Genomic DNA, 18,833 nt, shown 5'->3' on the forward strand with positions numbered 1-18,833 from the left:
CTCCACATATTATGTAAGGTGAAATTTTATTGTAGATAGTTTTAATAGAAGAAAATACATAAGAAGATGAGAAGCTAAAACTTCTCATCTTCTTACAGTTAGGAAAACTTCGAGGATGATTATTTTAATCCTTCTAAGAAGCTGATTGATTCTTGAATTACTTCATCTTTTAATGGAGCAAATCCAGTTTCAGCAGCTACATCTTGAGCATTTTCCATAGTGTAGATTGCATAATCAAGAACTTGTGGCTTTTCTTTTGCCATATCAACATTTAGGTATGTGAATACTGGACGAGTAAATGCTTTGTATCCAGCTTCATCATCTAAACCGATTGTATCTAAGCTTGGAGCAACAGGACCGTTACCAAAGTCTACAGAAACTGCGTTTAATTTATCTTTATTGCTATCGTAGTATCCATATCCAAAGAATGCAATTGCATTTTTATCTTTTGAAACAAGATCTACAAGAGTAGAATATTCTTGTTGTAGGTTTACACTATCAACGAAATCTTTTTCTTCCATAATCGTTTCAAACATGAACTCGTTAGTACCATGGTTTTCGTTAGGACCCATAGGCTTGATTTCTTCAGCTGGCCATTCTGGGTTAATATCAGACCATTTTGTTACTCCACCTTCAGCAAGGAAGATTTTAACAACTTCTTCTTGAGTCATTTCAGTTGCCCAATCATTTTCTTTGTTGATAACAAATGTTAAACCATCAAGAGCAACTTGGAATTCTTTAACTTCAATACCAAGCTCTTCAGCTTTAGCTGTTTCTTCTTCTTTAATATGACGAGATGCATCATTGAAATCAGTTCCGTTTTCAGCTACAAGAAACTTTTCAAAACCAGCAGAAGTACCCGCACGACTTACTTCAACAGAAACTTCTTCATTTTCACCCATATAGTTTTCAGCCATTCTTGCCATGAAAGGATATACAGTACCAGAACCATCAATTACAACGCTACCTTCTAAAGTTGCTTCTTCTTCAGTAGCTTCTCCGTTACCAGTGTTAGTTTCTTTTGTAGTTTCTCCGCCACCACAAGCAGCTGCGAATACAACTAAGATTCCCATTACGATAAGTAATGCCAGGTTTTTAAAGCTTTTCATTGCCAATTTCCCCCTAAAGAGTGTTTTTTGTTTTGTCCTACGAGTATTAGAATAACGCTCTAGTATTAATAACGTTTTAACTGAATGTAAAGGTTTTGTAAATTTGTGATGGAGTTTGTCATATTTTGTGTAAGGATGGGTATTAGGGTTATTAAAACAATATTCAATTTTTATTTTTATACAAGGAAATTGTTACATACATAATATTACGAACCAAATTTACCCACTACTATCACCATCAACAAGATTGTTCTTTAGAACTGGTTTTCGACTAGTTTGATCTATGCTTTCTTCGCTTTCTTCTAGTTGCACATTTTTCACAAAAAAGTATATTACGAAGTGACCTGCTCCAATAATGGCAAGTAAAACAGGAATACTTTGTTTTTCATCAAAGAAAGAAATAGCAATGATAAACCCTAGTATTGATACAATTCTTCCTGCGTTTAGAAAAATCTCTTTTACTACAATGTACTCTATTCTTGCTTTTGCAGCGCTCCACGCCTTTCCAATCACATCAAATGTTAATGACATATATGGAACGAGCAACATCGGATACCCAATAGCAATGAGTACAGCATATATAAGTAGCTTTTGATAAGTCAAATCAAACAAAATTAAATAAATTGAGAAATATAGTAAAGTTCCACCTATCAAAATGAAACGTTTACGCTTATTTTTCTTTATCACTCTTGATGCAAGATAATAACCTATAAAAGCTACACCTGAATTGACTAAACCGAAAGTCCCTAACGCTAATTCACTGCCTGTTGTAATAAAGACGAAAACACCAATGACAAAAGCAAATGTTCCTTCCCTTAAGCCTTGAAAAAAATGCGCTCTTGTAATATGTCGCCAATTTTTATTATTCTTTCTTTCATGAAAAATTCGTCTTAATATATAATCTCCTTCGGCTTTTCTTCTCTTTAAAAAAAAGCTCAGTACTACAGCGCCTGAGAATAATAAGAGAGAAATTGTAAAAATTGTCGTATAACCAGTAAAGTTTTTTAGCCTAGAGATGACAAAACCGGCCACTATAGGACCAACCATTCCTGCTGTAGAGTTCATCACACCTAAAAATCCATTAAAGAAATCTCTTGTTTCAGGTTCAGTAATCTCAAATGTTAAAACATTAAACGCAAGCCAGTAGAAACCATAACCAATCCCTAAAGTACCTCCTAGAAGGATAAGAAATTTTGCGGCAGATCCTCCAATCATAAGAACACTTAAGAAAAATACAGCTAAAAAAATAACACCTAGCCTTAATACGATTACACGATCTACTTTTTTAGCCAGCCTTCCTGCAAAGATAAAGGTTATAGGCTGCATCACTACAATTGATAAGTTGTAAATTGCTAAATCAATAAACTTTCCGGATTGTTTCCATAAGTATACGTTCACAAATGTATTAGAAAGTGCAATACTTAGGGAATATAATCCTCCTATTACTAATAATAAAATCAAATCCTTACTTACATCTACATCACCGATAATTTTTTTCATTTTTGACATAAAAACTACTCCCCTTCAACTTCTAGTACATAGTTTGTCTTATCGGTTTGTAGTTATGTATATATCTTGCAATTAGTAAGTTGAGTGGAAAAAGCCATACAAAAAAGGACTAACAAGTTTGTTAGCCCTTCTCTTTAACTTCTTATTATTTCGCAGCGCTGAAACGCTTAGAAACTTCATCCCAGTTTACTACATTCCAGAAAGAAGCGATGTAATCTGGACGGCGGTTTTGGTAGTTTAAGTAATAAGCATGCTCCCAAACATCTAAACCAAGGATCGGTGTTTTTCCTTCCATTAAAGGAGAGTCTTGGTTTGGAGTGCTTGTTACTTCTAATTGACCATTGTTTACAACTAACCAAGCCCAACCTGAACCGAAACGAGTTGTTGCCGCTTTAGCAAACTCTTCTTTAAAGCTGTCGTAGCTGCCGAATTTAGCATTAATTGCTTCACCAAGTTCACCAGTTGGCTCACCGCCACCATTTGGAGATAAGATTGTCCAGAATAGACTGTGGTTTGCATGTCCACCACCATTATTACGTACTGCTGGACGAATAGCTTCAGGTACAGCGTCTAGATTAGAAACTAATTCTTCAACACTCTTACCTGCTAGATCAGCATTTCCTTCTAAAGCAGCATTTACATTTGTAATGTAAGTGTTGTGGTGTTTTGTGTGATGAATGTTCATTGTTTCTTTGTCAATATGTGGTTCTAGTGCATCATAAGCATAAGGTAATTGTGGTAATTCGTATGCCATTTTTAGTTCCTCCTTAATATATGTACGTGATAAAAGCCTGTGTAAGCTTTTCAAGTTTAAGGTTACCAAAATTGCCCTGTACTTTCAATTGAAAAGCATTCAAACACATAACAGTTTTCTCACAAGTAATAAATTATATACAATAGAAGAACCTATCTTAAAACCTGAAAAAGAAAATACGCTATCATACTTAATTGAATGAATCCTTTTGCAAACACACCTGAAATAAATCCTAATAGAGAACCAACACCTGATTTTATAGCTAATTTAAATTCCTTCTTATGAAATAATAACTCTGCAATTACAGCGCCTATAAAAGGCCCAATTATTACACCGATAAACGGAACAATAAAAGGTCCAACTAATAGACCAATCGTACTTCCCCAAATAGCCGCTTTACTACCGCCAAATTTTTTTACCCCTAACAGATTTGCTAAATAATCTGCTCCGAATAGTAATGCAATAAAGAATCCCTGTATAATCCAAAATAACCATGTTAGTTCAGTAAATTCAAAAAACCATCCATATAGTAAAAATCCCGCAACAATAAAAAGAACACTTGGAATAATTGGATAGATAAGTCCAATAAAGGAAACAACAAACAATAAACTAATAACGGACCAATAGATTATTTGCATAAAAGAACCTCCTTAAAGTAAATAGTGGCTAATACAGACTTCTTTTATTACATTATTCAAGTACTCTTTTCTAATAATATATGATGAAACAAAATAAACGGTATCCCATAGAACCGCACAATTTAATATGAATAATTAAAAGACAGATTGCCTAAATATGAGTGTTTAGACAATCTGTCTTTTTTAGTTTACGTTAAATTGTTTTGAAATACTAGACAATGAATTAGATAAGCCTTTTAATTGTAAACCAATTTCATGGGTGCTTTCCATCTGCTGTATTTGATCACCACTAGTTGAAAGCATCTGTTCTGAACTTGCAAGAGTTTCTTGTGAAATGGATGCAAAGCTTAACGTTCCTTCCTCCAGGTCTGGGAGAACTGATTTTAAGCCTTGAAGTTCTCCTTGCATTCCTTGCAGTCGCTTACTCACCGTCTCAATTTCAACCATTAATTCATCAAAAGATGCTTTTGATGAATTTGCTGTTTCTAAGTTGCGTTTAATTTTCATAAGCATATCATCGAATTCTTTTGTAGCCCGAATCGTTACATCTTCCATTTCAGCAATTGATTTTGAGATATCTACAGTTGCCAATGATGATTGTTCTGCTAGTTTACGTACCTCATTTGCAACAACAGCAAAACCTTTTCCTGCTTCCCCTGCTCTTGCCGCCTCAATCGTAGCATTAAGAGCTAATAATTTCGTTTGATCGGCGACACCTTTAATTAAACCTACAAGATTTGTGATTGAAGAGGAATGATTCTTTACTTGTTGAATCGTTGAGGTCATGTGCTCAAAATCTTGTTCAAAACTATGGATGGTATTGATTAAATATGTGTTGTTCTTTTCTCCTCGCTTTGCAGATAAATTCATATCTTCAGAGCTCTGAAAAACTGTGTCCATCCCTGAAATCAAAAGTTCAATTCTATGTTTCATTGATTGAAAGCCATTTACACTGCTTTCTGAGCTACTTGCTGTTTGTTCTGCACCTTGTTTCACAACATTAATGGCTTCAATTAGCTGACGGCTATAAGAAAGAGCATATTCTGAAGAATGGCTCAGATTTTCCCCGGTATTTTCTAGCTCTGTTGTTGTTTCATTGATTTCATTTATCACGACTCTCATCTGTTCAATCATCATATTAAAACTAACTTTGAGAGATTGAAGCTCAGGAATTGTTGTATTAATTAAGGCTTTTTTATTTAGATTTCCCTCACGCACCTCAGTCATAACATTTTGAAGCTCATTAAGTGGCTTTGTTAGACTTCGTACAAACATAATTAAAAGGATAGTTGAAATAATTAAGCTAACAGCCATTACAATAATCATAAATTGTGCCATTTCATTTACTGGACCTAAATAAGATTCAGTTGGAACCACAAGAAACGTTTTCCCATTAATCTCTGGCACTTTTATGACAGAAATTGTATAGTCTTTTCCATCAATTGTTTGATGAAAAACAGCATTTTTTCCATTTGCTATTTTTTCTTTAAAAGACTCAGTAAAAGGAATGTATGCTTTATTACTTATTTTAAATGGTTTAATTACATTTTCCGAATAAAAAAATATATCCGATTGGATGCCGTCTGATTCTAACTGTCGTTGCTGGTCACGAATACTAATCTCTAATTGTTGCATAAAATATAGGTCATCACTCACATATAAGAACTTTAAGTTCTTAGCAACGTATGCCATCACTTCTGATTCACGGCTTATTCGGTTTTCAATCGTCTCAATCGTTGTATCTTTTGCCTTTAGGTAAGAACTAATTCCAACAATATTAATAGAAACAATCAGTAAGAAAATAAATAAAAACAATAAACGATCTTTTAAACTGAATTTTGAAAAAACTCTACTCATTACAGAACTGGTTTCTGGTATCTTTTCCTTTTCTGTATTCTTTCTCTTTTTTAACTTTTTCGGTGTGAATTTCTGCTTATGTATTGGTGTCTTTTTTATGTAGTTCGCCCATTTCAATCCCAAGTTGAGCCCTCCATATCTCGTGTAATTTCGACTAATTATAACATCGAAATGTTAAGCTAGTGTTAAGATTAAAATCCACGTCAATAAGACCTTCTTCATATTTTTTAAAAAAAGATCCACCAATTTAGCTATTTTAATGGTAATTATATAAAAAACACCACTGCTACTATAGCAGTGGTGTTCTGATATTTTAATGAATAGATTAATCTCTGTATCCTAAAACAGCTTCTGCGATGTTAACTGAATGATCACCAATTCGTTCTAAGTTGCTAATAATGTCAACAAATACAATACCAGCAGAACCTGTACAGCTTCCTTCATTAATTCGCAATATATGTTTTTTACGAAGAGTTCTTTCCATTTTATCAATTTGCTCTTCTGACCTTAAAACCTTAGATGCTAAAGATGTGTCTTTATCATCTAAAGCTGCTATTGCATCTATTAATGTTTGAATTGTTAAGTCAAACATTTCTTGAAGATCCTGCTTTGCTGAATCCGTAAGTTTCACTTTATTTGTTATTTGATAACCAACCAATTCGACCACATTTTCAAAATGATCTCCGATGCGTTCAATATCTCTGACTGTATCCATTAGCATGCTGTGCTCTTCTGATTCAGCTGTCGACATCTCACTTCTTGAAATCAGAATTAAATAATCAGTTATTTTTCGATCTAAGTTGTTAATGGCATCCTCAAGTTGCAAAGCAGTGTCCGCATTTTTTTGAGAGAAGGTCATTTGATAATCCCTTGCAGCTTCTAAACCAACAGTTGCAAATTTCCCCATTCGAAGTACTTCTTCTTTTGCTTGCCCTAGGGCAATAGAAGATGATTGTTCAATAAAAATTGGGTCAAGGTGCTTTGCTTTATATTCAATAACTGAATCTTCACCTGGGATTAATTTTGTAACAATCCAGGCTAATACACCAATTAGAGGTAATTGAATAATTGTGTTAGAAAAGTTAAATGTTCCATGTGCAAAAGCAATGGTCATTTCAGGGTTAAGATTTAATTTTGCTTGTAAAAATTGCATGAGAACCGTAAAAAGTGGTAAGAAAATTAAAAAGATCGTCGTACCAATTAAATTAAAAATAACATGCGTTAAAGCAGCTCTTCTTGCAGCAACAGAAGCTCCAATAGAAGCTAATACAGCTGTAATGGTTGTACCAATATTATCACCAAAAAGTACCGGTAAAGCTGCCTTAATATCTAATAGACCTTGACCAAAAAGCTCCTGCAAAATTCCAATTGTCGCGCTTGAACTTTGAACAATAACTGTAAAGATTGTACCTACTAAAACACCAAGCAGCGGATTAGAGCTCATACTTACAGTTAAATCATGGAAGGCCTCTAAAGATCTCAACGGCTTCATTCCGTCACCCATTAATTCTAAACCAAAGAAAAGTGCTCCAAAACCAAACACAATTTGACCGATGTTATGTATTCTTTTATTTTTAAAGAAGAATAAAAGGATTGCACCTACAGCAATAATAGGTAAGGCATAATCAGAAATCTTAATTCCAATAATAAATGCTGTAACAGTGGTTCCTATATTAGCTCCCATAATAACACCAATAGCTTGTCTAAGTGACATAAACCCAGCACTAACTAAACCAACAGTAATAACTGTTGTGCCACTACTTGATTGAATTAATACTGTTACTATAATTCCAGCTAAAACACCCATTAAGGGGTTTGTCGTAAACTTATCCAAAATATCTCTTAGTTTGTCACCAGCGGAGCGTTGCAGACCATCTCCCATATATTTAATTCCAAATAGAAATATCCCAAGTCCACCAATGAATTCAAATATCATCTTCTGGATATCCAGTTCCAAAATTTCCAACTCCTCATTTCGTCTTTTGTCGACAAACATCTACAACCCTTACAATTATTAACGATATTCCGTTTTATTGTAAAGATGTTTTTCTAAAATATTTACAAAAAATTTATAAAAACTTTACAAAAGATCCTTAATTTAAAAATAAACCTTAACTTTGACTTCATTCCTTGTCATATTTCTTTTTCATCTATAAAATATAAGACGTATAAATTATAAGGATGTGTTTCATAACATGAACGTTTTTAAACAGTTATATACTAGCATATACTCACCTAAAACCATATCCACTTTTCGCTTTCAGGGAATAGGAAAAACTATTTTATATGTCTTTATCTTATCGTTACTTAGTACAATTCCGACTGGTTATCACTTTTCCACTGGCTTAAGTGAGGGTATAAAAGGGTTTGATCAAACATTACAAAATGAACTTCCCGACTTTATTATTGAAGATGGTCTTCTTTCAGCTGACACAGAAAAGCCAATAGAAATAAAAGTAGATGATTTTATCATTATTTTAGATGAATCAGGTGCTTTCGGTGTAGAAGAAATCGAGGCAAAACAAAATGCTATTGGTATTTTGAGCGATCGATTTGTATTCTCTGCAAATGGGCAAGCACAATCATACGAATATAGCCTATTGAACATGTCAATAACAAAGAAAGATTTAATGGAAATCACTTCACAGTTTAATCAACTTCTACCTATTGTTTTAACTATATTATTTGTTGTTATGTACTTATTCGGAGCATTCGTAAAGTTTATAGAAGTAACTTTTTTAGCATTGCTGGGATTAGCCATCAAAAACAGCTTACAAAGGAAACTTAACTTTAAGCAGGTTTGGGTTATGGCCGCCTACTCAACTACACTTGCAACTGTCTTTTTCTTTATAATGGATAGTCTACAGGTTATTGTTCCAAGCGGATTCTTAATCAACTGGTTTGTTCATTTAATTGTTATCTATTTAGTTTTAAAAGAAGTGCCTCCTATTAAGAAGAAAATAAAAGATGCTTAACAAAGCGCGGATTATCCCGCGTTTTTTTTATGTCTTCATTCCTTCATTCCTGTTATCAGGTCTATTCTATTAACTCTATTATTTTTAACATAATATTTAGGTTCAAAACATAGAGTGTATTATAGAATATTTAAAAAACCCTGGGAGGCAATGATGAAGCGATTCTCAACTATTCTAATCGGAGTATTTCTTTTGTACATTATCTATTACGACTTCCAAATTGGAACACTTCCAGTTACAAATAAAACATCTACAGTACAAGTAGTAGCCTCTGCGAGTATAGATAAACAGCAATCGAAAATCCAAACCTTTGAAATGACAGTAAAACAGGGAGACACCGTATTATCCATTATTGAAAAGCATCATGGAACCCTCCCTGTATCAATTGAACAAGTAATCAAAGATTTCGAAACCTTAAATCCTAAAATGGATGCAGAAGAAATTATGATCGGGAAAAAATATACTTTTCCAAATTATAATCAATAGATCATTCTTGTCATTTCCACCCCATCACTGTAAAATGAGGGTTGGTAAGTATAATTACTAGTAAAATAAAATGTAGTCAAGTAATATAAATATTGGATAAGATTGTCGAAGGTTTAAACTTATTGTTAAGGAGCGATTTACACGTGAGTGAAATCATACATCGTACGAAAACCAGACCCGTTAAAGTTGGTAATTTAACAATCGGTGGAAATAATGAGGTTGTTATTCAAAGTATGACAACAACGAAAACACATGATGTCGAAGCAACTGTCGCTGAGATTAACCGCCTAGAGGAAGCTGGTTGCCAAGTTGTACGTGTTGCATGTCCAGATGAACGTGCAGCAAATGCAATTGCTGAAATAAAAAAGAGAATTAATATACCACTTGTAGTTGATATTCATTTTGATTATAAACTTGCTCTAAAAGCTATTGAAGGCGGAGCGGATAAAATAAGAATTAACCCAGGAAATATCGGTAGAAAAGAAAAAGTTGAAGCTGTAGTAAAAGCCGCAAAAGAACGTAACATACCAATACGAATTGGTGTAAATGCTGGTTCTCTAGAAAAACGAATCTTAGAGAAATATGGATACCCTACTGCAGATGGTATGGTAGAAAGCGCTCTTCACCATATTAAAATTTTAGAGGATTTAGATTTTCATGACATCATTGTATCGATGAAAGCTTCTGATGTAAATCTTGCTATTGAGGCTTATGATAAAGCTGCAAGAGCATTCGATTATCCATTGCACTTAGGAATTACGGAATCAGGAACATTGTTTGCTGGGACGGTAAAAAGTGCTGCTGGCTTAGGTGCCATCTTAAGTAAAGGAATTGGGAACACAGTACGTGTATCGCTAAGCGCTGATCCTGTAGAAGAAGTAAAAGTTGCTCGAGAGTTGTTAAAATCCTTTGGATTAGCAGCGAATGCCGCTACTTTAATTTCTTGCCCAACATGCGGTCGTATCGAAATTGACCTCATTAGTATTGCAAATGAAGTTGAAGAATATATCGCAAAAATTAAGGCTCCAATCAAAGTTGCTGTATTAGGATGTGCCGTTAACGGACCTGGAGAAGCTCGTGAAGCGGATATTGGGATTGCTGGAGCTCGTGGTGAAGGTCTACTCTTCCGTAAAGGAAAAATTGTGCGCAAAGTACCTGAAGAAACTATGGTAGAGGAATTAAAAAAGGAAATTGATAAAATTGCTGAAGAGCACTATGCAAAACAAGAGGCTGAGAAAGCAAAAGCATAACATTTGAAAGGAATCGGTGACCCACCGATTCCTTTTTTTATTAATCATCCTTAGGAAGAATAACCGCTCCTATATTCGCATTATTTGATAGAGAAGTATCGATATCGTCTTCAAGCGGCTTATCACCATAAAATCGATCTTGAATAGCCATATTGGCATTATACGCATCACTTTCTAAGTCAGTTGATTTTACTCCATTATGAACAGATGCTTTAATCGTTTGCTTCTCTCTCAAATGGAATCCCCCTCCTAATACAATTTACATAACGAGGGATTGACCTTTTGGCCAATCCCTCTTTCAGTTCGTTTTCTTTTCCTAGAAGAACGGCATAATAAAGATGCCTAAAATAATCGATAAGGCGCCGATTCCAATGGCCCATGCACCTGTTCCAGTAGCACCGCGTCTACGTGCAATAAAGCCGACAATAATACCTGCTGCTCCTAATATGACAGGTAAAATGAACAATGAGATGATGGATAGGGCAAGGGCAAGAAAGCCCATTCCTCTTCCTTCTCCAACAGCTTCCCCTCGGTCTGCTTCTGTGTTAACAGTAGCGTTTGTACGACCCATATTAATTGGGGCTGCGATCTCAGCAGCTGATTCTGTTTCATAATTCTCAAGTTCTCGATCTAGCGGCGTAATCCCCTTATAATCAGGATTGTCAAAACGATCTCGTTCATTGAACTTATTTTCGTCTGCCATTTAGATCCCATCCTTTCTGAATTAAAGGAGCATTAATATTATGAGCAAAGAGAGAAAAACTATAACTGTAAAACTTTTCTGTTCGCTTAAAAATTCATTATGTTACACTTATGTAGTAGGAATCAACGAAGGAGAGAACATGATGTTACGACTAGGAATTGACATTGATGGAACCGTTACAGATCCAAGAACATTTGTCCCGTATTTAAATAAATCATTTAATAATTCTTTAACGTACGAAGATTTAAATCAATATGACTTAACAAAAGTCCTCAATATTACGGAAGAAGAATTTTGGGTTTGGATGGATAAATTTGAACCCATCATTTACAAAGAAGCTCCGCTTGCCCTTCATGCCAAAAACGTCTTAAATGAATGGAAGCATCAGCACGAATTATTATTTATCAGTGCAAGGAGAAAACATTTGTTGGATATCACGCACAACTGGTTTAATGATCAGGACATTTCTTACCACCATATTGAACTGGTAGGAAGTCATGATAAGCTTGAAGCCGTAAAGAATAATAAGATCTCCATCTTTTTTGAGGACAAGCATGATAATGCCTGTATGATAAGTGAAGAACATCAAATTCCCGTTATTTTGTTTAATACACCTTACAATCAAGATCCGATTCCCAAAGGAGTCATTCGGGTAAATGACTGGCTTGAAGCAAAGAATTGGGTAAATCAATGGTATAATGTGAAAGTTTTATAAAGCCAAAAGCTCTGACACATCGTCAGAGCTTTTTTAATGACATTGCGGACATTTACCATATACTTCAAATTTATGTCCACTTATCTCATAATCATTTAAATTCTCCAAATTACCCATTGGACAACCTGGTAATTCCTTCGTTTTTCCACACTTCAAGCAAATAAAATGATGGTGATGATGTTTACTATCACATGTAAAACGGAAATGTTTTTCCCCAGACAATTCAGTCATTTCAAAAATTCCAAGTTCAGCAAATAAAGATAAATTTCTATAGATTGTATCGAAGCTTAATCCAGGATAATTGTCTTTCAAAGATTCCAAAACATCTTTTGCCGTTAAATACTTATCATAATCTGCAAAAAGTTGAAGCATTTCCTCACGCTTACTTGTATATTTGTATCCTTTGTCTTTCAATAAGTCGAGAGCTTCTTGAACGTTCATGAAACTACTTTCCCCTTTGTCAATTTAGTCCATAAAATTGTCAATATTAAAATAAGCACTGACAAAATAACAATAGTCCCACCTGGTGCTAAGTCTAAATAATAGGCTAGGAATAATCCAATAATAACAGATAATTCGCCAAATAGTACAGAAAAGAAGATTGTTTGCTTAAATCCTTTTGCAATTCGAATGCTCGCTGCAACCGGAAGGGTCATAAGTGAAGATACTAATAAGATCCCTACAATCCTCATAGACCCACCGATTACAAGGGCAAGCATGAATATAAAAATAAAATGAATGGATTTCGCTTGAATACCAGATGCATTTGCATGCTCCTCGTCAAACGATAGTAAAAAAAGCTCTTTATAAAGAATAAAAACGATACTAATGACCAAAATAGTAATTCCTAGAATAACAAGCATATCTGTTCTACTAACAGCACTTATACTTCCAAATAAATAACTAAATAAATCGGTATTAAAGCCATCTGCTAAAGAAATAAAGATAACACTGATTCCAACACCTGCTGATAATATAATTGGAATGGCTAACTCTTGATAATGTTTATAGACTGTTCTTAGCTTCTCAATAAAAAGTGAGCCTATAACAGAGAAACTCATCCCAAGATAAATAGGATTAAGACCAGCAAAAGTTGAAATTTTCTTTTCAAGCAATAAACTCGCAGCAATTCCTGCCAAAGTAACATGACTTAGTGCATCAGCAATAAGTGACATTCTTCTGACAACTACAAAAACACCTAATAAAGGCGCAATTAAGCCTATGAGCATACCTGATATAAATGCATTTTGTAAAAATTCATATTCAAAAAGACTACTTAACATCTTGTATATCCTCCATTAATGGGAGTGATCATGTGACAACACATGTAGAGAGTGCCCATAAAAGTCAGACATCTCATCGTCCTTTAATAATTCAAATTCCTTTGAGTTTCCATGGAAGTGCAGGTGCTTATTAATACATGCAACATGGGAAACTTTATCTGATATTGTTCCAATATCATGGGTAACTAGTATAAGGGTGATACCTAATTCCTTATTTAAGTTAAGAAGCATATCATAAAAATTTTGAACTGTCTTCGCATCAACGCCTACAGTTGGCTCATCTAAAATTAATAATTTTGGATCACTAACAATTGCCCTTGCAATAAAAGCTCTTTGTTGTTGTCCACCAGACAGCTCTCCTATGTTCCTTTTTGTAAATTCACTCAATCCAACAGCATCAATCGCTTCATACACTCGCTTCCGATCTTGTTGATTCATAAATTTAAACAATCCGAGTCTTGATGTTAATCCACTGGAAACGACTTCAAAAACCGAAGCAGGGAATCCTGTGTTAAAGCTATTTGCTTTTTGCGAAACAAATCCAATTTCATGCCAGTTTTTGAACTTTTGGATAGATTGACCAAAGAGTTTAATCTCACCTTGTTGGGGTTTCAAAAGACCCAATAAACATTTTAATAATGTTGTTTTTCCAGATCCATTTGGACCAACAAGACCAAGAAAGCTTCCTTGTTCAATCGTTAAATTTATATTTTCAAGAACTTTTTGTCGTTCATACGTATAATCTACATGTTTTATTTCTACTATAGGTTGATTCATCTTTCTTCATCCTTTACGATTTAAGAATCGTTCCGATTTAATAAAAATACGTTTAAAAGGTATTCTTATTTATAACATGAAAATTGTACAGGAATCTTACTTAAAAGTAAAGGATAATTACTTGTAAAAAAACAGCACATTTTAGATCAAATCTCCATACATTGTTTCAGAGGAGGTTTGAAAATGATCTTATTTCAAAAAATTATTAATCAAAAGTTAAACAACATTTCTGTTGAGGAACTTATGCAATATGCCAAACAATTTAATATTTCAATAGGTCGAGCCCAAGCAGCCGAAGTAGTGAAAGCAATGAATGGAAAAAATATCAATATCTTTAATGTGAATGAAAGAAAAAAGCTGTTATCGCAAATTGCATCCATTACCTCTCCACAAACGGCACAGCAGGTTAATCAATTATTTCAGAAATTTACTAATTGACCATATACTTAGAAACATAAAAGCAATCAAATTTTATCAAGGAACAGTACATATTTGTTACTGTTCCTTTTTATTTGCCATAAAAAAGAGAGCAGCACTGATTGCAGCTCCCTCCCTAATTGTTACTGATTTGCTATTTTATCTAGTAATCCCTCATCAAATGTTTTTTCTTTTAACATATTGATTTCAAATTGATAAGGAGGCTTCTTGTACTTCTTATCTTCCCCGACAAAAGGTGTTTCTAATATTTTTGGAACATCCATTAAAGAAGGATGATGAACAATATGACTAAGTGCTCCAAAGCCAATATGTCCAAAACCAATGTTTTCATGACGGTCCTTTCTTGCTCCCATTGGATTTTTACTATCATTAATATGAAGAACTTTTATCCGGTCGATTCCAATTATGGAGTCAAACTCTTTTAACACACCATCAAAATCATTTACAATATCGTAACCAGCGTCATGAGTATGACAAGTGTCAAAGCAAACAGATAAATGTTGATTATGTGTTACACCATCAATAATTTTCGCTAACTCATCAAATGAACTTCCACATTCTGAACCTTTACCAGCCATTGTTTCAAGTGCAATTTGAACTTCTTGGTTATTTTCAAGAACTTCATTTAAGCCCTCAATAATTTTTCTGATTCCTTCATCTGCTCCAGCACCTACATGTGCACCAGGGTGAAGAACAATTTGCTTTGCACCAATTGCATGAGTTCTTTCAATCTCAGAGCGTAAGAAATCAACACCTAATTGAAAGGTTGCGGGATTTGTTGTGTTACCAATATTAATAATATAAGGGGCATGTACAATAATTTCATTGATTCCATGCTCCTTCATATGTTCTTTACCCGCTTCTATATTCAAATCTTCTATTTTTTTACGTCTTGTATTCTGAGGGGCACCAGTGTATACCATAAATGTATTGGCACCGTATGATACAGCTTCTTCACTAGATGTAAGAAGCATCTTTTTCCCGCTCATTGACACATGTGAACCAATTTTCAACATTTACTCTCTCTCCCTATTTTTGTTTTTTGTCTAACCTTCTTTTTCTCTTTTTAATTTGTTCCATTTCTCGGCCCATCTTCTTTTTATAGCCTGGTTTTACCTTTTTAGGTTTTTGAACAATACTTTTCGCTAAAGCATCTACCTCGTCTGTTACTCTTTTTCGATTTTGACGACGTTTTCTATCATCAATGTCACGCCATTCTCCACCAACAAAATCTTTATTAATAAATTCAATACCTTGCTTTTCAAGCTTGTTTAACGCATCTTCATCAGAAGTCTCATATAATGTCACAGCAATACCTGAACTACCTGCACGAGCTGTTCTTCCAACACGATGAATATAGAATTCTAAATCATTAGTAGGAATTTCATAGTTTAAAACATGACTTATTCCTTTAATGTCAATTCCACGTGCGGCTAAGTCTGTTGCAACAACATATTGGAATTCTAGCTCATTAATCTGCTTCATCATTTTTTTCCGATCACGCGGGGATAAATCACCATGTATTCTTCCGACCTTTAAACCTTTTTCAATGAGTGCATCTGCTAATTCATCCGCATTCTTTTTTGTGTTTGTAAAAACAATGGCTAAAAAAGGATTAAAATCCTTAAGCATATCATGAACAAGTTGTTTCTTATCGCGATGTCTAACTGGAACAAGAATATGTTCAATCTTTGCTGCAGTCGCTTGTTTAGGAGCTACATGTGTAAATTTTGGATTTGCCAAGTATTTTTTCAAAAATGGTTTTAGCTTTTCTGGAATAGTCGCAGAAAAAACTAAAATTTGTAATTGTTCAGGCATTTGCCCTGCAACCATATCCACATCTTTTATAAATCCCATATCTAAGATCATATCTGCTTCGTCAACCACAAATGAACGAACCCGATTGATAACTAGTGCGTTTTCTTTTACGAGGTCATTTATTCGCCCCGGTGTACCTACAACGATTTGTGGTTGGGTTTTTAATTTTTCTATTGTTCTTTGTTTGTCTGTACCACCTATAAAAAGCTTTGCAGATATATTATCCGGTGAAAAAGAAATTAGTTTTCCAACCTCATTGTAAATTTGTGATGCTAATTCTCTTGTCGGAGCCGTTATAACGACTTGTACTTCTTGTCGATCAGTATCAACTTGATTAATTAATGGTAGTAAGTAAGCATGTGTTTTTCCTGTACCAGTTTGAGATTGCCCAATCGCACTTTCACCTCTTAAAATAGAGGGAATTAATCGCTCCTGTATCTCAGTTGGCTCAAAGAATTTTAATTCTTTTGTGATCGCTTCTATAATAAAAGGCTTTAATGAAAAACGCTCAAATTTTGTTTGTTCCATCCGTATCTCTCCTTTTTGATAAAGTTCTTATTTTATACATAAATCGACACTTTATCAGTCCATCATTAGATTATACCTTATTGAATAAAAAACTCAAATTATGTAAAACATTTTTTCATTTTTTTATATAACAGAAACCAATTGACGTTTAAATGCATAGTCTAAAACAGGGTAATGAACTTTGAAAGGAGGAATTTTAATGTTTCAGCAAAGACCGATGCCTCCTATGAATTCCAGAGGTTACTTCCCACAACAAGGGCAATTTCCGATGGGACGACAAGTAAATCCAGGCTCATTCATGGGCAGAGGACAATTAGGGTCGCAAATGGCTGCTAGAGGTGCAGGTGGTGGCGGTGGATTAAAAGGTATTCTTTCAAAAATACTGCCGGGCTCACAAGGTGCAGCTGGAGGAGGGATAAACCCCCAAAGCTTTATTGGTGGTGCAAATGCTGCTTCAAATGCAACTAGAGCCACCGGATCTCTACAAGGGCTGATGAATCCTTCAAACATTTCAGGAATGCTTGGTAATGTGCAACGTGTATTAGGAATGGCACAGCAGGTAACACCAATGGTCCAAAAATACGGTCCATTAGTAAAGAATCTTCCGGCTATGGTAAAGATTTATCGTGAGCTAAACAGCAGTAATGATAATGAGTCAAATGAATCCACAAATGAAACAGCACAAGCAGCTACTGTTACAGAACAGTCGAATCAGCCAACAAATCCAAACGTTAGTAAAAAAACATCTAAAAAAGAGTCTCCAAGTATATCTGAAGAAGTTATGCAATCAACTGAAACCAAAAAGCGTAAACCAATGCCAAGAAGCTCTCAGCCAAAAATGTATATCTAATATTCCTCTTTGTATTCTTTCCTGAATTTCGTTATAATATTAAGAGATTGTGAGACATAAGAGCCGTTTAGCGGCTTTTTTTTCAGTAGAAGCAGGGGACAAAGGGTCAATCATTTGTCAGCTCTCTATTTGATCTCTTAAGGAGGCAATATAATGGATATAATTAAAATCGCTCCACGCGGTTATTGTTATGGTGTTGTCGATGCAATGGTTATTGCAAAAAATGCAGCATTAGATAAATCTTTACCTAGACCTATCTACATTTTAGGAATGATTGTTCATAATAAACATGTAACAGATGCCTTTGAAGAGGATGGCATTATTACTTTAGATGGGGAAAACCGCTTAGAAATCTTAGAAAAGGTTGATAAAGGAACGGTTGTATTTACTGCCCATGGAGTTTCACCTGAAGTAAGAAAGCTTGCTAAGGAAAAAGGACTTGTTACTATTGATGCCACATGTCCAGATGTTTCTAGAACACATGACCTTATTCGTGAAAAAAAAGCTGAAGGGTACAACGTGATTTATATCGGCAAAAAAGGACACCCTGAGCCAGAAGGTGCTGTCGGGGTGGCACCAGAAATTGTGCATCTTGTCGAATCGGTTGAAGATGTGGAACAGCTCTCTCTTGAAAATGAAAAACTGGTCGTTACGAATCAAACAACAATGAGCCAATGGGATGTTGCCGACATTATGGAAAAAGTAAAAGAAAAATTTCCGCATGTTGAAATTCATCGTGAAATTTGCTTAGCTACTCAGGTCCGTCAAGAAGCTGTTGCTGAACAAGCAACAGAAGCAGATTTAACAATTGTTGTAGGTGACCCGAAAAGTAATAATTCAAATCGATTAGCACAAGTATCTGAGCAAATTGCCGGTACAAGAGCATATCGAATCTCAGATATAAGTGAACTTAAACTCGAGTGGTTAAAAGATGTGAAAACTGTTGCAGTAACTGCAGGAGCATCCACTCCAACGCCTATTACAAAGAAGGTTATTCAGTTCTTAGAGCAATATAATCCGGAGGACGAATCAACATGGAGTTTGGATCATAAAGTTCCATTATCTAAGATCCTCCCAAAAGTAAAGGTGAAAAATTCTTAATATAAGAAACAAAAACCCATTCAGAAATGAATGGGTTTTTTC

At 34.6% G+C, this 18,833-nt stretch carries 20 protein-coding genes; 7 read left to right on the plus strand and 13 right to left on the minus strand.

Annotated features, from left to right (window positions below; translation table 11 throughout):
* Positions 1 to 119: 119 nt before the first annotated feature.
* From LPC09_RS17515 to LPC09_RS17540, 6 genes are all read right to left on the minus strand, one after another.
* Positions 120 to 1,109 (minus strand): PstS family phosphate ABC transporter substrate-binding protein, encoded by a 990-nt coding sequence (locus LPC09_RS17515; protein ID WP_098799554.1) that lies wholly within the window; start codon positions 1,107 to 1,109, stop codon positions 120 to 122.
* Positions 1,110 to 1,328: 219 nt separating this feature from the next.
* Positions 1,329 to 2,618 carry an MFS transporter gene (locus tag LPC09_RS17520; protein WP_098799555.1) on the minus strand — a complete coding sequence of 430 codons (1,290 nt, stop codon included), beginning with the start codon at positions 2,616 to 2,618 and terminating at the stop codon, positions 1,329 to 1,331.
* Positions 2,619 to 2,763: 145 nt separating this feature from the next.
* Complete coding sequence (sodA, locus tag LPC09_RS17525; RefSeq protein ID WP_098799556.1) at positions 2,764 to 3,372, minus strand: superoxide dismutase SodA; 609 nt, start codon at positions 3,370 to 3,372, stop codon at positions 2,764 to 2,766.
* 152 nt (positions 3,373 to 3,524) lie between these two features.
* Complete coding sequence (locus LPC09_RS17530) at positions 3,525 to 4,010, minus strand: DUF456 domain-containing protein (RefSeq protein ID WP_098799557.1); 486 nt, start codon at positions 4,008 to 4,010, stop codon at positions 3,525 to 3,527.
* 183 nt (positions 4,011 to 4,193) lie between these two features.
* Entirely contained in the window at positions 4,194 to 5,990 is a 1,797-nt protein-coding gene (locus tag LPC09_RS17535; RefSeq protein ID WP_231307900.1) for a methyl-accepting chemotaxis protein, read from the minus strand.
* Between the two features lie 202 nt (positions 5,991 to 6,192).
* Positions 6,193 to 7,824, minus strand: a complete 1,632-nt coding sequence (locus tag LPC09_RS17540) for a Na/Pi cotransporter family protein (protein WP_176551087.1) — start codon at positions 7,822 to 7,824, stop codon at positions 6,193 to 6,195.
* Positions 7,825 to 8,062: 238 nt separating this feature from the next.
* Between LPC09_RS17540 and LPC09_RS17545 the strand changes: the two genes are divergently transcribed.
* The 3 genes from LPC09_RS17545 (at position 8,063) to ispG (ending at position 10,578) form a co-directional block, all read left to right on the plus strand.
* Positions 8,063 to 8,842, plus strand: coding sequence for a DUF1189 domain-containing protein (locus LPC09_RS17545; protein WP_098797464.1), 780 nt, complete (start codon positions 8,063 to 8,065; stop codon positions 8,840 to 8,842).
* Positions 8,843 to 8,995: 153 nt separating this feature from the next.
* On the plus strand, positions 8,996 to 9,328 hold the full coding sequence (locus tag LPC09_RS17550; protein ID WP_231307901.1) for a LysM peptidoglycan-binding domain-containing protein: 333 nt from the start codon (positions 8,996 to 8,998) through the stop codon (positions 9,326 to 9,328).
* A 152-nt stretch (positions 9,329 to 9,480) separates the two neighbouring features.
* Entirely contained in the window at positions 9,481 to 10,578 is a 1,098-nt protein-coding gene (ispG, locus tag LPC09_RS17555) for a flavodoxin-dependent (E)-4-hydroxy-3-methylbut-2-enyl-diphosphate synthase (protein WP_176551092.1), read from the plus strand.
* A gap of 40 nt (positions 10,579 to 10,618) precedes the next feature.
* On the opposite strand, the gene LPC09_RS17560 is transcribed toward ispG, so the two are convergent.
* Together LPC09_RS17560 and LPC09_RS17565 are read right to left on the minus strand one after the other, a co-directional pair.
* Entirely contained in the window at positions 10,619 to 10,813 is a 195-nt protein-coding gene (locus LPC09_RS17560; protein ID WP_098797467.1) for a hypothetical protein, read from the minus strand.
* A gap of 81 nt (positions 10,814 to 10,894) precedes the next feature.
* Complete coding sequence (locus tag LPC09_RS17565) at positions 10,895 to 11,281, minus strand: DUF4190 domain-containing protein (RefSeq protein ID WP_098797468.1); 387 nt, start codon at positions 11,279 to 11,281, stop codon at positions 10,895 to 10,897.
* 139 nt (positions 11,282 to 11,420) lie between these two features.
* On the opposite strand from LPC09_RS17565, the gene LPC09_RS17570 reads away from it, so the two are divergent.
* A complete protein-coding gene (locus tag LPC09_RS17570) occupies positions 11,421 to 11,996 on the plus strand; it encodes a hypothetical protein (RefSeq protein ID WP_231307902.1) in 576 nt (191 codons plus the stop codon).
* A 33-nt stretch (positions 11,997 to 12,029) separates the two neighbouring features.
* Here the strand turns inward: LPC09_RS17570 and LPC09_RS17575 are convergent, their stop codons facing one another.
* The 3 genes from LPC09_RS17575 to LPC09_RS17585 are packed head-to-tail and all read right to left on the minus strand — an operon-like array spanning position 12,030 to position 14,056.
* Positions 12,030 to 12,437, minus strand: a complete 408-nt coding sequence (locus LPC09_RS17575) for a zinc uptake transcriptional repressor Zur (RefSeq protein ID WP_098797469.1) — start codon at positions 12,435 to 12,437, stop codon at positions 12,030 to 12,032.
* Positions 12,434 to 13,279: a metal ABC transporter permease gene (locus LPC09_RS17580; RefSeq protein WP_098797470.1), complete on the minus strand. Its 846-nt coding sequence runs from the start codon at positions 13,277 to 13,279 to the stop codon at positions 12,434 to 12,436. Before LPC09_RS17580 ends, LPC09_RS17575 begins: the two co-directional genes overlap by 4 nt.
* A 15-nt stretch (positions 13,280 to 13,294) precedes the next feature.
* Positions 13,295 to 14,056 (minus strand): metal ABC transporter ATP-binding protein, encoded by a 762-nt coding sequence (locus LPC09_RS17585; RefSeq protein ID WP_098797471.1) that lies wholly within the window; start codon positions 14,054 to 14,056, stop codon positions 13,295 to 13,297.
* Positions 14,057 to 14,239: 183 nt separating this feature from the next.
* Here LPC09_RS17585 and LPC09_RS17590 point away from each other — a divergent pair, with 183 nt between their 5' ends.
* On the plus strand, positions 14,240 to 14,494 hold the full coding sequence (locus tag LPC09_RS17590; RefSeq protein WP_098797472.1) for a DUF2624 domain-containing protein: 255 nt from the start codon (positions 14,240 to 14,242) through the stop codon (positions 14,492 to 14,494).
* 122 nt (positions 14,495 to 14,616) lie between these two features.
* Here LPC09_RS17590 and LPC09_RS17595 read toward each other — a convergent pair whose 3' ends face one another.
* Positions 14,617 to 15,510 carry a deoxyribonuclease IV gene (locus tag LPC09_RS17595; RefSeq protein WP_098797473.1) on the minus strand — a complete coding sequence of 298 codons (894 nt, stop codon included), beginning with the start codon at positions 15,508 to 15,510 and terminating at the stop codon, positions 14,617 to 14,619.
* 13 nt (positions 15,511 to 15,523) lie between these two features.
* Positions 15,524 to 16,840: a DEAD/DEAH box helicase gene (locus LPC09_RS17600; RefSeq protein WP_098797474.1), complete on the minus strand. Its 1,317-nt coding sequence runs from the start codon at positions 16,838 to 16,840 to the stop codon at positions 15,524 to 15,526.
* A gap of 199 nt (positions 16,841 to 17,039) precedes the next feature.
* Here LPC09_RS17600 and LPC09_RS17605 point away from each other — a divergent pair, with 199 nt between their 5' ends.
* On the plus strand, positions 17,040 to 17,690 hold the full coding sequence (locus LPC09_RS17605) for a YqfQ family protein (protein WP_231307903.1): 651 nt from the start codon (positions 17,040 to 17,042) through the stop codon (positions 17,688 to 17,690).
* A gap of 153 nt (positions 17,691 to 17,843) precedes the next feature.
* Positions 17,844 to 18,791, plus strand: a complete 948-nt coding sequence (locus tag LPC09_RS17610; protein WP_098797476.1) for a 4-hydroxy-3-methylbut-2-enyl diphosphate reductase — start codon at positions 17,844 to 17,846, stop codon at positions 18,789 to 18,791.
* The last annotated feature ends 42 nt before the right edge of the window (positions 18,792 to 18,833 follow it).

The organism is Metabacillus sp. B2-18 (assembly GCF_021117275.1).
Taxonomy (GTDB): Bacteria; Bacillota; Bacilli; order Bacillales; family Bacillaceae; genus Metabacillus.

Coding starts and splice junctions, on each gene's coding strand:
- LPC09_RS17570 (WP_231307902.1), top strand. CDS start 11,421: ATGATGTTACGACTAGGAATTGACATTGATGGAACCGTTACAGATCCA.
- LPC09_RS17585 (WP_098797471.1), bottom strand. CDS start 14,056: ATGAATCAACCTATAGTAGAAATAAAACATGTAGATTATACGTATGAA.
- LPC09_RS17580 (WP_098797470.1), bottom strand. CDS start 13,279: ATGTTAAGTAGTCTTTTTGAATATGAATTTTTACAAAATGCATTTATA.
- LPC09_RS17590 (WP_098797472.1), top strand. CDS start 14,240: ATGATCTTATTTCAAAAAATTATTAATCAAAAGTTAAACAACATTTCT.
- LPC09_RS17595 (WP_098797473.1), bottom strand. CDS start 15,510: ATGTTGAAAATTGGTTCACATGTGTCAATGAGCGGGAAAAAGATGCTT.
- LPC09_RS17565 (WP_098797468.1), bottom strand. CDS start 11,281: ATGGCAGACGAAAATAAGTTCAATGAACGAGATCGTTTTGACAATCCT.
- LPC09_RS17520 (WP_098799555.1), bottom strand. CDS start 2,618: ATGTCAAAAATGAAAAAAATTATCGGTGATGTAGATGTAAGTAAGGAT.
- LPC09_RS17550 (WP_231307901.1), top strand. CDS start 8,996: ATGAAGCGATTCTCAACTATTCTAATCGGAGTATTTCTTTTGTACATT.
- LPC09_RS17610 (WP_098797476.1), top strand. CDS start 17,844: ATGGATATAATTAAAATCGCTCCACGCGGTTATTGTTATGGTGTTGTC.
- LPC09_RS17605 (WP_231307903.1), top strand. CDS start 17,040: ATGTTTCAGCAAAGACCGATGCCTCCTATGAATTCCAGAGGTTACTTC.
- LPC09_RS17545 (WP_098797464.1), top strand. CDS start 8,063: ATGAACGTTTTTAAACAGTTATATACTAGCATATACTCACCTAAAACC.
- LPC09_RS17575 (WP_098797469.1), bottom strand. CDS start 12,437: ATGAACGTTCAAGAAGCTCTCGACTTATTGAAAGACAAAGGATACAAA.
- sodA (WP_098799556.1), bottom strand. CDS start 3,372: ATGGCATACGAATTACCACAATTACCTTATGCTTATGATGCACTAGAA.
- LPC09_RS17600 (WP_098797474.1), bottom strand. CDS start 16,840: ATGGAACAAACAAAATTTGAGCGTTTTTCATTAAAGCCTTTTATTATA.
- LPC09_RS17530 (WP_098799557.1), bottom strand. CDS start 4,010: ATGCAAATAATCTATTGGTCCGTTATTAGTTTATTGTTTGTTGTTTCC.
- LPC09_RS17515 (WP_098799554.1), bottom strand. CDS start 1,109: ATGAAAAGCTTTAAAAACCTGGCATTACTTATCGTAATGGGAATCTTA.